The sequence below is a fragment of the Butyrivibrio sp. VCD2006 genome (assembly GCF_000423925.1).
GTDB lineage: Bacteria > Bacillota > Clostridia > Lachnospirales > Lachnospiraceae > Butyrivibrio.
On the sequence record NZ_AUIX01000001.1, the window covers coordinates 288,194 to 304,226 of the forward strand.

Below are 16,033 nucleotides of genomic sequence, written 5' to 3' on the forward strand. Positions count from 1 at the left end.
TTTTTTATTTCTCTGAAAGATATTTTTCTATTCTGTGCTGAACGTACAAAGATGCCTTTTCAGCAGTAATTTCTCCGGTATAGTAAGGCTTTACCGACTCAGCTATCATGCTGACAATCTCCGTATCTCTATATTGGAACTTATGTAAAGAGCATATAAAACGCTTCATATCGTTTGCTTCCTCCAAAGAGAGCGGTGTAATTAGAAATTCCCTGCTTCCTATAGTTATGCTACTTATGGTGTCTACTCTTTTACCTGAGTCATCAATATAATATTTAATCCGAGTCGATTTATCCACTAATAAATCAAGGGCATTTTCATTCACAGGAAATCCCCAATCAATACTGTATTGATATTCATCAAGCAGAAAATATCTTATAAATTTATATGCAATATCCTTATTATTACTTCCTTTACTTATAGAAAAAAGCAATCCCGGATCAATATATGATATTCCTCCGTCTCTGGCAGGATAACCATTAAATGAGATATCTGTTCCAAAATAACCATCCCTGATTATGCGATAATCCTCGAATTCTGAAATATGATAAGGTAACAGCATTGCCTTTTTATCCATATAGCAGTATTCATTCAGGTTTCGGCTGTTGTTATCATCCGCTCTTTTTATTTCTCTTAAGAGTGATATGAGATTTATAAAATTGTAATTTTGGAATTCACAGGTATCATTATCAAAATCAATAAACTCGAATCCCGATGTTGCATACAGTGTATCCACTCCTTCGAAGTAGATATTACCCATCATGTTCTGGGGTTTTATATTATGCTTATTGCACAGATTACGATAGTTTGTAAGACTGACTGTTTCATCACCAATTACATCTTTTGAAGCTGCGCAGGTATTGATAGTAAAGTAGGGCATTATAGCATACTGTTTTCCATGCTCACTTAAGGTCTTAGAAATATTATCAAGATATTTCTTTGAAGAAATATCTGCATCATTTTTCAGATACTCATCAAGAGGCTCTAAATAACCTTTATCAGTAAAATCACATTGATCTGCATAAGAATTGAGAATCAGAATATCCGGTGCATTTCCGTTCTCCAAATCTTCAAGAATTTTCCTGCTCACAGTACGGTATCCTGAAAAACTGCTTTCGGTATAATCGATCAATCTGATATTATATTCGCTGTTTTCTTGATTAAATTTAATTACATGCTGCTTGACATTTGAATCATTTAAGGTAATTCCTATAGTAATTGTCTTTACCTCATCACTTGATTCTTCTTTTTTCTTCATTGAAAAAGCGCGAACATTACCGGATTCATAATCAGCTATGATTTCAAATTCACCACCTGTTGTCTCATTAAGGAGCAGAAGATCATCCGCATATAATCCGGATTTCGCAAAATCACATATCTTCTGAGCTGTTTCATCTCCTATATTAAAAGCATAGAGACAATTATTGTCTGTATAGTATAGGTCATATGTTATGCCGGTAAAAAATTTTGCTCCTACAGAAATCTCCTCAGGGATATAGGTCTTATTCTCAAGAGAATATTTTTTACTGTCAAATTCATATAGGACAAATCTCCATTTGCTATCTGTTTCAACTGTATAGATTTCTCCTTCGGGAGTAGTTAAAAGAACTCTGTCTTTATGAATATCTCCCTTATTATCCATATTTAAGAAATGGCCTTCACCGGTCATTTCATCATACATTGAAAAGCCTTCAGATGAGTATGTAAGGATTCCGCCTCCTTTTACATAAGCAATACCCTTAATATAAGCAGCCGAATCCTCTTTAGTTATATTTGCTGCCCAGATTTCATCTCCGGATGGAGAGTATTTAACTAGTTTTTTCTCACCTTTCCCATCATAAATATAATTATCTGTCACATTTTGAATTCCCTTTGTGTCAGGATAAACAGTTCTTATGGCATAAAAATATTTGTCCTTATCGGTTACCAGATAATCAAATCTGGTATTATCTGATCCTATAAGAATTTCTTCAGTACCCGACTGGCCGCTCTTTATTCTGGCAAAGCTGTAGTTAGTGTGCCCATCGCTATTCGTGCATTTCAAACCATAGATTCCCTGTGTATCACTGCTAAGAGTTATGTAATCACTGTTCTTGAACAGATTGATTCCCATATCTTTAAATTCAAAAACACAATCACTAAGATCTGCCTGTATTGAGCTTTTGGATTCTTCATGAAAATTTCCGCAAGAGCACAGAAAAGCCATAGCGCTTATCAGCACTACAGCTTTCCCCCCATTTATTAATTTTGAAATTGTCTCAGGTAGTTTTAGTCTCATTGCTCGTATGTAATAAGGTCCTGTTCCTCATATGGCTTCATAAGTTCATTTACTATCTTATCAGATAAAGCCCTCATATCATCAAGTATAACTTCGTAATTCTCCTCTGTCATCCTGTTTTCATCTAAAGCCATTCTATCCATCATCAGTTTATTGATTTCAGGTGAAAAATGGATGGAATCCATGTAATTATCAAGATTTGTAATAATATCTTCCTCATTTTGGAAACAGTATACCTTTGCATTGTCATACTGAAGCAGTGCAGATACCATTTCTTTTTCACAGTGAATAAAGGCATCCCTTTCCCCTGTCCTGTAAATTCCGTCCCACCATAACATGGAATATGCAGGGAAGAAGAAGTAAAACTCTGTGTCAGGATGATTTTTTACTTCTGTTGTCAGTAGCTCAATATTTCCGGAAAGCTTATCATCATAGACCTTCTCATCCATCATTGGTACTTCGTTTTTAGGCCTGAAATAAAGTCCCAGTGCATTGTCTTTACTGAAGGTTTTCCATTTTGCCCAGTTATATGATAGATTCTCGTCATAATCCACAACATATGAATTAACTATCATATACGGAATCTTCTCGAACAGAACACCCTTATTATAAATGTATCTAATATCGTTAAATGGATTTTTATCATACAGATACATGGGGCATCCCGTAGATTCATAGGTTGTGGTAGCATCCGCATTAAGAGATGACGGATCAATATTGTAAAACACCTTTTTGATATCATTTCCCGATGCAAAGGCTTCATCGAGAAGATAGCATAGATCAGCAGTTGCACCATAGGATCTTATAGCTTTTATTGATTTGCAGTCAAAGGCTTCATCATACCAGCTGTTGTCATTGTTCTCCGCAACTGACGAACCAACTATAAGAGCATCATAGTCAAAATGCCTGAGGGTTCCTATGCACTGATATTCCTTGTCGTTAAGAACAGCTTTTAAACCAAACCATGGCTTATGGTAGTGGAAAAAAGGATCAATAAGAAATACCACTACTCCAATCAGTATGATAAGCGTTAAAACTGCTATTCCGAATCTTTTGATAAAATTTAAATCTTTGTTATCCATACCTTTTTAGCTCACACTTAGAATTGAAAATAGATAAAGGTACTTACCTGTGACAGAGATACGAAGGACCACATAAAAAGAATTACAAGTAATGCCGTAAACTTCTTTGAGGGTACTCCATTTTCCACAATTTCTCTGGCATTTTTACTTCTTATCACCAAAAATGATATTAGGAGAAGAACAATCCAGCTCACGAGGTAAACCATATTTGTGAGATTCTTTGCAAATAGACCTGTTGCGGTTATAGCCAGATAATTTTCTGGAATATCTAAAACCGCTGATGTCTTATACATAAATCCGGGCCATGTAGGAATAAATAGCTGTTTAAAATACTGGATTGCATACGTCATATCCTGAGATCTGAAAAATACCAGTGATACCAAAAACATACAAAATGTAAGTATTTCTCCAAGCCCTGCAGGTATAACAAAAAGTGGTTTTTCCCTAAGCAGATAGTGCTTTTTAATATCGCCCTTTACTGCCAGGATTCCAAGATCATCCCATACCACCATTATTCCCATTACAAGACCCCAGCATAAATAGGTCCATCCTGCTCCATGCCAGAAGCCACTTAGAATAAAGACTATAAGCACATTCAGTGCTGTTCTTATTTTTCCCTTTTTTGAACCTCCAAGCGGAATATAAACATATCTCACAAAAAATCTCGTAAGAGTCATATGCCATCTCTGCCAAAGATTTCTGACACTGATTGCTTTATATGGTGAGTTGAAATTCTGTGGAAGCTCTATTCCAAACATAATACTTACACCCTCTGCCATATCGCAATAACCTGAAAAATCAAAGTAAAGCTGGAATGCATAGGAGATAAGTACCAAAGCTCCTGTAAGAGTGTCCATGTAGTAGGTATATAAGAAGCCATAGTCTGCGATTTTTGCCAGGTTATCTCCAAGCAAAACCTTCTTTGAAAGTCCTATGGTAAAAAGCTCTATACCTTTTCTGAAATTCAAAGCAGAGATTTTTCTTTTATCAGTATCTCTAAACTGAGCTATCATCTCATAGGGTAGCGCAATCGGTCCCTGAATAATTTTCGGAAAATATGTGATGTAAAGAAGATACTCGATAAAGGAGACAGAAGACATATCAAGCTCATTATTTCTCCCCTTACCAAATCTGAAAGTATCTGTTAAAAATGCAATCTGAGAAAACACATAAAAGCTGATGCCTATCGGCATAATAATTTTTAGCTCAGGTGATTCTTTTCCAAGGATTGCATTAATATTTGACAGGAAAAAGTTAGTATATTTAAAGTATCCAAGAAGAATGAGATTTCCAACTATTCCAAAAGTTAAAAGTACTCCTGAAAACTCCTCCTTTTTTAATATGAGCCTCGATATGAAATATGTAAAAAGGCAGGAGATAAGTAGTGTTACAACAAAATCCAATGAAAAAAGTCCATACAAAACTAAAGAAGCTGCAATAAGTGAAATATCAGCCAGCTTCCTTTTTTCAATCAGATTAAACCCGTACCACAAAATTAGTACTATGGGCAAAAATATTAAAATGAATGAAAATGAATTAAATGACATGGTCTAATTATACGTTTTAATATGTTCAAGGTCAAAAAACTCCACGGAAAATCCGTGGAGTTTTGTTATCAGTCTAATAATAATCCTACGGGACAATGGTCGGATCCCATCTGATCCTTGTAAATTACGGCATCCTTAAGTCTGTCTTTAAGTGACTTTGATGTCACAAAATAATCTATACGCCATCCCGCATTCTTGGCTCTTGCCTGGAATCTATATGACCACCAGGAATAAGCGCCCTCCATATCAGGATAGAAATATCTGAAGGTATCTATAAGATCTGCAGAAACCACATTATCGAATTTTTCACGCTCTTCATCGGTAAATCCGGCATGACCGCGATTTGACTTTGGATTCTTAAGGTCTATTTCCTTATGCGCTACATTGAGATCTCCACAATATATTACAGGCTTGGTCTCTTCAAGCTTCTTCACATATTTCAAAAAGTCATCTTCCCAAACACACCTGTACTCCAGTCTTGAAAGATCGTCCTTAGCATTTGGAACATAAACTGTTATCAGATAGTAGTCAGGATATTCTGCAGTAATAACCCTTCCCTCATGGTCATGTTCTTCGATTCCTATGCCATAGGTCACATTTATCGGTTCTTCCTTCGTAAAAAGAGCTGTTCCGGAGTATCCTTTCTTTTCAGCATAATTCCAATACTGATAATATCCGGGCAGATCAAGCTCAATCTGTCCTTCCTGGAGCTTAGTCTCCTGAAGACCTATAACATCAGGTTTTTCCTCATCCATGAATTTTTGAAATTCACCCTTGGATACGCAGGCACGAAGTCCGTTAACATTCCATGATACAAGCTTTTTTGACATATTTTCTCCCCAATAAAAGTTGTGTTTAAGTTACCGTCATTATCTGGTTTTCTGGTTAATATACTTATTGTGATATTTAGAATACATGATCTTCTGTGATCCATATACGCTGTAATATCCGGAGAAGGTATAGCTTAGAGCAATTGCAAGAAGATAGTATGGCATACCTGTATATCCGAAGAGCTCAAAACACAAAAGAAGCGAAGAGATGGGGCAATTGGTTATTCCACAAAACAGAGCACCCATTCCTATAGCTGAGCAAAGAGCTGAATTAAATCCAAGCAGCTGTGAATAAAGGCATCCAAATGTTGCCCCGATATAGAGTGCAGGGACAATTTCTCCTCCCTTATAGCCTGCACCTAAAGTAAGTGCCGTAAATATCATTTTAAGAGCAAAGGCAGGGTAAGGCGCTTCACCTCTTTTTGCAAGTTCAATTACATCCATACCTGCTCCATTGTAATAATTGTTTCCTACAAGGAGCGTTAAAATTACTATGATACAGCCGCCAACGAATATTCTAACATAAGGATTTTTTAGATATTTCTTGTAAAGCTGTCCTGTTTTTTTCATAACTATGCAGAATAATATGCTGATAAGCGCACATAAAACTGCAAGAATAGATCCTTTTATAGCATTTTCTATGGTAAGCTCCGGTACAATACTGACTGTAAATACATCGGACTCTGTTCCAAGACAGTGTGCCAGATTACTTGATACCAAAGCGGAGAGTACACACGGGATAAGTGCAGCATAGTACATAACTCCAACTGTTTCCAGCTCCATTGCAAAAAATGCCGCAGTCATTGGTGTTCCGAATAGCGCCGCAAATGCAGCACTCATTCCGCACATTGTGATTATCTTGCAATCATCATCATCGAGCTTTATAAGTTCTCCGAGATTATGTCCTATACTTCCACCGAGCTGCAGAGCAGCACTTTCTCTTCCTGCACTTCCTCCAAATAAATGAGTAAGAATTGTTGCTACAAAAATGAGCGGTATTTTTCTCTTTGGAAGATGGTCTCCGGCAGAAATTGTTGTGATAACAAGATTTGTGCCTGTATCCTCGTAGTCCTTTGACAGTCTGTATAAGAATACAATTAAAAGACCCGCAAAGGGTAACAGGAAAATAATAAAGCTATGAGCTTTTCTATATTCAGTTGCAAGTCTAATTCCATGGAAAAAGGCAGCTCCCACTGCCCCTATGATAACTCCCACAATAATTCCAAGCACCAACCACTTAATAGTAGCCGCAAGCCTTCTAAGCTGGTGCTTATAATGTGGCTCTTCATTATTCAGATTTTGTTCTGACATTTTTTTTCCCAACTCACTTTGCCATAGATGCTATAAGTGCTTCTATTTCAGACTGACTAAGCATCTTATTACTGTTACCGGGATCCGGAGGCGCGGCAGCAGCTCCTGGTGCAGGTGCAGCTGTAGGCATAGTAAAATTACCAGCACCTTGCTGAGATGATTTGCCCATAATACTGGCAAGAAGTGCCTGCTGTTCCGGATCTAATCCGTTTACATCTGTTCCCATAGCTAGCCCTCACGTGTCAAAATTCAATAGTTCTCTTTGTAAGGTCATTTTATCATTTTTCAAATAATTAACAACTTAATAAATTCTAAAAATATGCTTAACAAATTACTTACCTATTGTTTCCATTCTTCGCATATTCTTTAAATTATCATCGGTTTCTTTTAGCATTTCCCTTAGAGAGAGGCTCTCTTCATAACTAAATTCACAGATAGAATAAATAAGGTGATTGAGATATTTTGTGTTTTCCATGAGTAGCTTATTATTGTGTCTTGCCATTTCTATTCTGAGTTCTTCGGCCTTATCCTCTTCATCAGTGACCTGAATTACTGCGAACTCATCACCGCGTATTCTTCCGCAGACACTGTTTTCTCCGAATACTTCATTAAGTATCCCTGCAACTCTTTTTACAGCATTATCACCTTCATCATGTCCGTGAATTGTATTGATATTCTTTAAGGAATCCATGTCAATGTATGACACAACTGCATATTTTCCTTCCTTAAAGTCAGATTTTAATAAATCATATGCCTTGGCGAAAAATCCTCTTCTGTTTGGAAGATCGGTAAGATAATCCTTATCTCCAATATGATCAAGAACAGAACCGTCTCTTGCGAGTTCTTCCTGACATTGTATAAGCTCTTTTTCTGTATCGGACAAATATTTTCTAAGGAAATTGATTCTTATTCCACCAAGTATCATGCCTGTTATGAGATCGTCATAAGAGCCAAGTCTTATACTCTCATCGAATCCCATAATATAAAAACCATATTGTTCTTCTCGTCTGAAAACATTTCTAATTATCTTTGTTCCACTGATTTCAGATTTATCAAAAATATCAGAAGTCTCCAGATCTTTTATTTTTTCTCTCTTTGCAGCTTTTTTGTCATGGATAGCTACTACACGTTTGCAATGCTTTGGTACCTTCCATCCCTTCTTGAAGGTGCATATCTGAGGACTCTCCAAAAGGAATATTTCTATGTTATCAAAGCAGGAGACCATTTTCTTTACAGTTGCATCATAATTGTCTTTTGCGTAGTTATCCTGACCTGACAATTCTGAAAACTTTGCAGCCTTATTTATCACATTAATGAACAGCTCATTTGAAAGCTCACTGATTTCCTGTCTTTTAGCTTTTACGTCATTACCTGTGATTTTGTTAATTATCTGTTCGATTGAGAGAAATCCTATTTCATATGGATCGGTGCCTTTTTCATAGGTCACCTTTTCAAAACCTTCCATATCCGAAACGGTAAGAAGAGGCTTTTTTCCAAACTGCTTTAAAAAGGCTTCTTTTTTGAGGATAGGAGCATCTTTTCCAATGCTCTCTATATCCACAATAAGCCCATCAAAGCCTGCTTCATAGATGTAATCATATACAGCCTGATACTGATAATCATATGCTCTGTCTTCACTATATGATTTATCAGTAACAATAAACTTACCGGGGAAAATGACAAGCTCCACCCCTAAGTCTCTGGCTGCTACATCTGCACCAAGACAAATATTACATGCTTTATTGTCTTTAAATTCAGATATTAAAAGTCCAACTCTCATAAGATTTACTCTTCGTCTGTGTCTTCAGTATCGTCCTCTGACTCATCGATATCATCATCAAATTCGTCATCAGCTATCATTTCTTCATCTTCGGGAATATCTTCCATAGCATCCTCAATATTCTCGAACTCTTCATCACCATTTGATATCTTTTCACGTACCTTGGCAATTGCAACAACACTGACACCCTTGTCAAGATTTATCATCTTAACACCGGATGTTACTCTGCCGTGAATGGTTATTTCTTCCATTCGGAGCTGAATAAGTATTCCACTGTCGGTGATCATCATGATTTCATGCTCATCCTTAACAGCCTTAACACCTATTACATTTCCGGTTTTTTCTGTAATCTTATAACACTTAACACCCTTACCGCCACGAAGCTGGATATGGAATTCAGAAAGTTCGGTTCTCTTTCCATAGCCTTTTTCGGAAACTATAAGAAGTGAATCACCCTGGGAATTAAGCTGCATTCCTACAACTTCATCCTGATCTCCGAGCATGATACCTCTTACACCCATGGAAGATCTTCCTGTAGGTCTTACATCTGTTTCCTTGAATCTGATACACATACCATTTCTGGTAACAAGGAAAATCTCTGAATCTGACTTTGTTGTCTTTACTTCGATAAGTTCATCATCATCATCAAGATTTATAGCTGTAAGTCCGTTCTTTCTTACATTGGCAAATTCCATGACTGAGGTTTTCTTTACAGTACCTTTTTTTGTTACCATAAAGAGGTTTTTACCCTCAGAGTATCCCTTAATCGGAATTGTCGCAGTGATTTTTTCCTCAGGTGAAAGCTGCAGAAGATTTACTATTGCAGTTCCCCTTGATGTTCTTGAAGCCTCAGGAATCTGATATGCCTTAAGTCTGTAGGCACGTCCCTTATTGGTAAAGAACATTATGTAATTATGAGTTGTGGTCATAAGGAGATCTTCCACATAATCGTTTTCAATTGTGGATATTCCCTTTATTCCCTTACCTCCGCGGTTCTGAGCACGGAAGTTATCGATTGACATACGCTTAATATATCCAACGTTTGTCATGGCAATGATTGTATTAACATTTGGTATCATATCCTCAATGTTGATGTCGGAATCATCATGTCCGATCTGAGTCTTACGATCATCACCGTATTTATCTGAAATCTCAGTAATTTCCTTCTTGATAACTCCAAGGAGTACCTTCTTGTCAGAAAGAATGAGCTTCAATTCTTCAATCTTCTTTAAGAGTTCAGCATGCTCCTGCTCAAGCTTATCTCTCTCCAAACCGGTGAGAGTACGAAGACGCATGTCAACGATAGCCTGTGCCTGAACTTCTGAAAGTCCAAAGCGCTCCATCAACTGTTCTTTTGCTATCTGAACAGTTGCACTTCCGCGGATAATCTTGATAACTTCATCGATATTATCAAGAGCTATCAGTAATCCCTCAACAATGTGATTTCTCTCTTCAGCTTTGTTGAGATCATATTTTGTTCTTCTTGTTACTACCTCTTCCTGATGAACGATGTAGTGGTGAAGCATATCAACAAGTCCAAGAACCTTGGGCTCATTATTTACAAGAGAGAGCATAATGATTCCAAAGGAATCCTGCATCTGTGTATGTTTGAAAAGACGATTGAGCATAACATTTGCATTAACATCATGTCTGAGCTCAATAACAATTCTCATACCTTCACGGTCAGATTCATCACGAAGAGCTGTGATTCCATCAAGCTTTTTAAGCTTTACATACTCAGCTATTTTTGAAATAAGATTAGCCTTGTTAACAAGATAGGGGAGTTCTGTAACGATAATTCTACTCTTTCCATTAGGCATAGTCTCGATATCTGTAACAGCACGAACTATAACCTTACCTCTACCTGTTCTGTATGCTTCCTCAGCTCCTCTTGTTCCGAGAATAATGCCACCAGTCGGGAAATCAGGGGCCTTCACGATTGGAAGAAGTTCTTCGATGTCAGTCTCTCTGTCTTCATTTACTTTGTTGTCAATCATTTTTACAACAGCAGCAATTACCTCTCTTAAGTTGTGAGGAGGTATATTTGTTGCCATACCGACAGCGATACCAGTTGTTCCGTTTACAAGAAGATTAGGAAATCTTGCAGGAAGAACAGCCGGCTCTTTTTCTGTTTCATCAAAGTTAGGTGTGAAATCAACTGTATCTTTGTTTATATCAGCTGTCATCTCCATTGAAATCTTGGAGAGACGAGCCTCTGTGTATCGCATGGCAGCTGCACCATCGCCATCCACAGAGCCAAAGTTACCATGTCCATCAACAAGACAGTATCTCATGGACCATGGCTGTGCCATATTTACCAATGCTCCGTAAATTGAGCTGTCACCGTGAGGGTGGAATTTACCCATTGTATCACCGACGATACGAGCACATTTACGATGCGGCTTATCAGGGCCATTGTTCAGCTCTATCATTGAGTAGAGAATTCTTCTCTGTACCGGCTTAAGTCCGTCTCTGACATCAGGAAGAGCACGAGATGCGATTACACTCATAGCATAATCAATGTAATCAGACTCCATTGTCTTCTGAAGGTCTACTTCTTTAATTCTGTCAGTGGTTACCTGGTCAAATACGTCATCCGCCAGGTCTTCACCATTCTGATTATTGTTATTGTTATCTGCCATTTTTTATCCTCTTAGATATCCAGATTCTTAACGAATTTAGCGTTTTTCTCAATAAACTCTCTTCTGGGCTCTACTTTATCACCCATAAGAGTAGTAAATGTAACATCTATATCCGATTCTGCCTCTTCATCAATATTAACCCTAAGGAGAACTCGTCTGTCAGGATCCATTGTTGTCTCCCAGAGCTGCTCAGGATCCATCTCACCAAGTCCCTTATAACGCTGAATCTTATTATTCTGATCACGTCCAACGTCATTAAGTATCTTATTAAGCTCATCATCACTGTAGGCATACCAAACCTTCTTGTTCTTTTCCAGCTTATAAAGCGGAGGCTGAGCAAGATAAACATGTCCTGTCTTAATGAGCTCAGGCATAAATCTGTATAAGAAAGTGAGCATGAGAGTAGCAATATGCGCACCATCTACGTCGGCATCGGTCATGATAATAATCTTGTTATAGCGAAGCTTCTCAATATCAAAATCATCATGAATACCGGTACCAAAGGCTGTTATCATAGCTTTAATCTCGGCATTACCATAAATCTTATCTATTCTTGCCTTCTCAACATTTAAGATTTTTCCTCTGAGTGGAAGAATAGCCTGTGTTGCACGAGATCTTGCTGTTTTAGCTGATCCTCCCGCGGAATCTCCCTCAACTATGAAAATTTCACAATTCTTGGGATCCTTATCGGAACAATCCGCAAGCTTTCCGGGAAGTCCAAGTCCGTCTAAGGCAGACTTTCTTCTTGTGAGATCTCTTGCCTTTCTGGCAGCATCTCTAGCATGCTGTGCAAGAATAGCCTTTTCAAGGATAACCTTTGCAACCTGAGGATTCTGCTCAAGGAAATATGTAAGCTGCTCAGCAACTATGCTGTTAACAGCACCTCTTGCTTCGCTGTTACCAAGCTTTTGCTTGGTCTGTCCTTCAAACTGAGGATCCTCAATCTTAACGCTTATGATAGATGTAAGACCTTCACGGATATCATCACCTGTAAGATTTTCCTCACTATCCTTGAGCATTTTCTTTTCTCTCGCATAGTCATTAAAAGTCTTGGTGAGCGCTACCTTGAAGCCCTCAAGATGAGTTCCGCCTTCAGGAGTATTTATGTTGTTAACAAAGGTGTAGGTACTCTCGTTAAAGGAATCATTATGCTGAAGAGATACTTCAACCTGTACATTATTCTTGTTTCCCTCGAAGTACATGATCTGATCGTAAAGAACAGTCTTACTCTTGTTGAGGTACTGAACGAATTCCTTTATACCGCCTTCGTAGCAGAAATTCTGCTCGATTATATCTTCGCCTTCTTCAACACGATAATCTCTCAGAGTTATGCTGAGTCCCTTGGTAAGGAATGCCATTTCTCTGAGTCTCTGTTTTAAAACATTGTAATCAAAAACTGTTGTCTCTTTAAAGATAAGAGCATCCGGCTTAAATGATACCTTTGTTCCGGAAGTCACCTCTGTTGTTGTTCCTACTTCGCGAAGAGGGAAGCATACTTTTCCTCTTTCGTAGCGCTGCTCATAAATTTTTCCATCTCTGACAACCTGAACCTCAAGCCATTCAGAGAGAGCATTTACTACAGAAGCTCCAACTCCATGAAGTCCGCCTGAAACCTTATAGCCGCCACCGCCGAACTTACCGCCTGCATGAAGGATAGTAAATACTACCTCAACACCTGTAAGTCCGGATTTGTGGTTAACATCAACAGGAATACCACGACCATTATCTTTAACGGTTATGGTATTATCAGCATTTATATTTACTTCAATGTGATCACAGAATCCTGCCAGAGCTTCATCAACTGAGTTATCAACAATCTCATATACCAGATGATGAAGTCCTCTTGCTGCAGTAGTACCGATATACATACCCGGTCTTTTTCTTACTGCCTCAAGTCCTTCCAATATCTGTATTTGGTCAGCACCATAGTTGTTTTCTTCGTTACTCATTCTTATCCTCTTATTCTTCAGGTATACTTCCGTTTACAACTCTAAATACTTTATCTATTTCAAAACGGTTATTAACAAATTCATCCAAACCTGTACATGTGATAATAGTTTGAATATTTCCTATCGTGTTTAGAAGGTAATTCTGTCTGTTACTGTCAAGCTCAGACAAAACATCATCAAGTAATAGTACAGGATTTTCTTTTTTTGATTTTTTAACTATTTCAATTTCCGATAGCTTGAGTGAGAGAGAAGCAGTTCTCTGTTGTCCCTGAGAACCGTATTTTCTGATATCAATTTCCTCAGGCACATTTTCGGTAGTCACATTGAATGAAAAATCATCCTTATGTGGACCTACTGTTGTCTGCTTAAGATATATATCTTTTTGCCTGGATTTTCTGAGACTCTCTTCATATTCCTCAACAGTGACATTCGGTTCATAATAAATCTTTAGTTTTTCTCTGCCACCTGTAAGCTTATTGTGTATCGGATCTATTATTTCACACAAATCCTTTATAAATCTGTCTCTTGATTTGATGATCACAGATCCGTATTCAAGGAGCTGTTTATCCTGAACATCTAAAAGAACACTGTTTTCAGGATGTTCAAACATATCCTTTAAGACTTTATTTCTCTCAGCAATGAGTTTGTTGTATTTAGCCAGATTCTCTAAATAAATTTGATCCAGCTGACAAAGCTCCATGTCCATAAATCTTCGTCTCTGAGCCGGACCATCTTTTATGATACTAAGATCTTCTGGAGAAAAAAATACAACATTGCATCTTCCGACAAGATCAGAAGCTTTCCTGATCTTTTGTGAATCTATCGCAATAGCTTTAGATTTGCTTTTTCTAAGGTGCATATCCACTCGATATTCGGCGCCATCTCTCTCAATTATTGTTCTGATGTGCCCCTCTTCTTTACCAAAGGATATTATTTCTTTGTCTTTGCTTCCCTTATGAGACTTAGTAGTAGCAGCAAGATAAATAGCCTCAAGTATATTAGTTTTTCCCTGAGCATTATCACCATAAAGAATATTGGTACCGCTGCTGAATTCTATTTTTAAATTCTCGTAGTTTCTGAAATCTGCGAGTTCTAATGATTTTATTATCATTTTTTTATCTGTACCTGAACATTCTCGTATTCGACTATATCTCCATCATAGAGTTTTCTTCCTCTTCTGGTTTCAACTTCGCCGTTTACCTTAACAAGGCCATTTTGAATATCAACCTTGGCATCAACTCCTGATTCCTCGAGACCTGCTTTTTTCATAGCCTGTCCAAGTTTTATGAATTCATCGCTTTCTCTTAAATTAACTGTTATATTTTCCATTTCTTAGCTCACTGTCGTAAAGTTTATAGGAAGTACAAGATAAATATAGCTGGAATCCTTATCTCTGATAAAGCAGGGAGCCTTAGGATTAACCATATAAATATCTATAGTTTCATCATCAATAGCGCGTAACGCATCAATTAAGAATTTAGGGTTAAAGCCAATAATAAGATCCTTACCCTGTTTTTCAATTTCAATCTCTTCATCCATACTTCCGATGGTTGAGTTGATCTTCAATTCCAATTTTTCATCAGTTATAGAAATGATTACGGGCTTCTTATCGCCTTCCTTTACAAGAAGAGTTGCTCTGTCTATACAATCAAGCATCTCTTTTCTTGAAATAGTCATTTTTGTTTCATAATCACTTGAAAGCATCTGATCAATATTGAAATACTCACCTTCAAGAAGTCTGGACACAACAATAGTTCTGTCAAACTCAAATAAAATGTGCTTATCAGTGAAGAAAATATCAACATTATTCTCGGTACTGTCTGTAATTATCTTACTGATATCAGACAGTGTTTTACCGGGAACAACTACTTTTCTTGATTCATATGAATTTTGAAGTTTAATTTTACGGATAGATATACGATGTCCATCAAGTGAAACCAGTTTAAGAGTATCCTGATTAATCTCAAAAAGCTCACCACTCATCATCTTGTTGGCATCATTCTCCGCAATAGAGAATATTGTCTGTTGAATAATATTCTTAAGAGTATACTGAGATACGGATATACCGTCTATTCTCTCTATGTTTGGAAGATATGTAAAATCATCAGCATTTCTTCCAACAATACTGAATTTAGCCTTTTCACAACTAATGGTAACTTTACCGTTAGCATCAGCTTCAATTGTAACATCGCTGTCAGGTAATTTTCTTATAATATCAAAGAATATCTTTGCATCAATTGCAATATATCCTCTCTCTATGATATTACCGTCTACCTCCGTCTGAATTCCAAGATCAATATCATTGGCGATAAATTTGATAACTCCTTCAGTTGCATCAACAAGGATGCACTCTAATATTGACATTGTTGTCTTATTGGGAACAGCCTTTGATACAATCTGTAATCCTGCAATAAGATTTGATTTGGAACAAACGAACTTCATGAATTTTTATAACTCCCTTCAGCGAGAAATGATTATGCACAAACGGCCATATATAAATTAATTAATATTATTTAATAGTATAAATAATAATAGGTGTTGATTTGTGGAAATCCCTATCTATTATACAATTTATCTGGCTTATTTACAAATTTTTAATAGTTGATAAATAAAA

13 protein-coding genes are annotated in these 16,033 nt (G+C 37.1%); 1 reads left to right on the forward strand and 12 read right to left on the reverse strand.

Annotation, left to right across the window (positions count from 1 at the left end; genetic code table 11):
- Positions 1 to 4: 4 nt before the first annotated feature.
- Genes G586_RS0101270 through G586_RS0101280 form a run of 3 tightly spaced genes read right to left on the reverse strand, consistent with a single transcriptional unit; the run spans position 5 to position 4,658 of the window.
- Positions 5 to 2,278 carry an extracellular solute-binding protein gene (locus G586_RS0101270; RefSeq protein WP_026526232.1) on the reverse strand — a complete coding sequence of 758 codons (2,274 nt, stop codon included), beginning with the start codon at positions 2,276 to 2,278 and terminating at the stop codon, positions 5 to 7.
- Positions 2,275 to 3,360: a hypothetical protein gene (locus tag G586_RS0101275; protein WP_026526233.1), complete on the reverse strand. Its 1,086-nt coding sequence runs from the start codon at positions 3,358 to 3,360 to the stop codon at positions 2,275 to 2,277. The genes G586_RS0101270 and G586_RS0101275 overlap by 4 nt, the downstream gene beginning before the upstream one ends.
- 17 nt (positions 3,361 to 3,377) lie before the next feature.
- Positions 3,378 to 4,658, reverse strand: coding sequence for an MBOAT family O-acyltransferase (locus G586_RS0101280; RefSeq protein ID WP_330363221.1), 1,281 nt, complete (start codon positions 4,656 to 4,658; stop codon positions 3,378 to 3,380).
- On the opposite strand from G586_RS0101280, the gene G586_RS26855 reads away from it, so the two are divergent.
- Positions 4,540 to 4,914 (forward strand): hypothetical protein, encoded by a 375-nt coding sequence (locus tag G586_RS26855; RefSeq protein ID WP_242831949.1) that lies wholly within the window; start codon positions 4,540 to 4,542, stop codon positions 4,912 to 4,914. The genes G586_RS0101280 and G586_RS26855 overlap by 119 nt on opposite strands.
- Positions 4,915 to 4,975: 61 nt before the next feature.
- Here G586_RS26855 and G586_RS0101285 read toward each other — a convergent pair whose 3' ends face one another.
- From G586_RS0101285 to dnaN, 9 genes are all read right to left on the reverse strand, one after another.
- A complete protein-coding gene (locus G586_RS0101285; RefSeq protein ID WP_026526235.1) occupies positions 4,976 to 5,737 on the reverse strand; it encodes an exodeoxyribonuclease III in 762 nt (253 codons plus the stop codon).
- Between the two features lie 39 nt (positions 5,738 to 5,776).
- Positions 5,777 to 7,048 (reverse strand): chloride channel protein, encoded by a 1,272-nt coding sequence (locus tag G586_RS0101290; protein WP_051204360.1) that lies wholly within the window; start codon positions 7,046 to 7,048, stop codon positions 5,777 to 5,779.
- A gap of 13 nt (positions 7,049 to 7,061) precedes the next feature.
- Positions 7,062 to 7,274 (reverse strand): hypothetical protein, encoded by a 213-nt coding sequence (locus G586_RS0101295; RefSeq protein ID WP_026526237.1) that lies wholly within the window; start codon positions 7,272 to 7,274, stop codon positions 7,062 to 7,064.
- A 105-nt stretch (positions 7,275 to 7,379) separates the two neighbouring features.
- Positions 7,380 to 8,828 carry a GGDEF domain-containing protein gene (locus G586_RS0101300; RefSeq protein WP_026526238.1) on the reverse strand — a complete coding sequence of 483 codons (1,449 nt, stop codon included), beginning with the start codon at positions 8,826 to 8,828 and terminating at the stop codon, positions 7,380 to 7,382.
- 5 nt (positions 8,829 to 8,833) lie between these two features.
- Positions 8,834 to 11,470, reverse strand: a complete 2,637-nt coding sequence (gene gyrA / locus G586_RS0101305; RefSeq protein WP_155833999.1) for a DNA gyrase subunit A — start codon at positions 11,468 to 11,470, stop codon at positions 8,834 to 8,836.
- Between the two features lie 11 nt (positions 11,471 to 11,481).
- Complete coding sequence (gene gyrB, locus G586_RS0101310; protein WP_026526240.1) at positions 11,482 to 13,419, reverse strand: DNA topoisomerase (ATP-hydrolyzing) subunit B; 1,938 nt, start codon at positions 13,417 to 13,419, stop codon at positions 11,482 to 11,484.
- A gap of 10 nt (positions 13,420 to 13,429) precedes the next feature.
- Complete coding sequence (gene recF / locus G586_RS0101315) at positions 13,430 to 14,530, reverse strand: DNA replication/repair protein RecF (protein WP_026526241.1); 1,101 nt, start codon at positions 14,528 to 14,530, stop codon at positions 13,430 to 13,432.
- The gene (locus G586_RS0101320; protein ID WP_026526242.1) at positions 14,527 to 14,748 is read right to left on the reverse strand and encodes an RNA-binding S4 domain-containing protein; all 222 of its coding nucleotides are present in this window, start codon (positions 14,746 to 14,748) and stop codon (positions 14,527 to 14,529) included. Before G586_RS0101320 ends, recF begins: the two co-directional genes overlap by 4 nt.
- A 3-nt stretch (positions 14,749 to 14,751) precedes the next feature.
- Complete coding sequence (dnaN, locus tag G586_RS0101325; RefSeq protein ID WP_026526243.1) at positions 14,752 to 15,861, reverse strand: DNA polymerase III subunit beta; 1,110 nt, start codon at positions 15,859 to 15,861, stop codon at positions 14,752 to 14,754.
- Between the last annotated feature and the right edge of the window lie 172 nt (positions 15,862 to 16,033).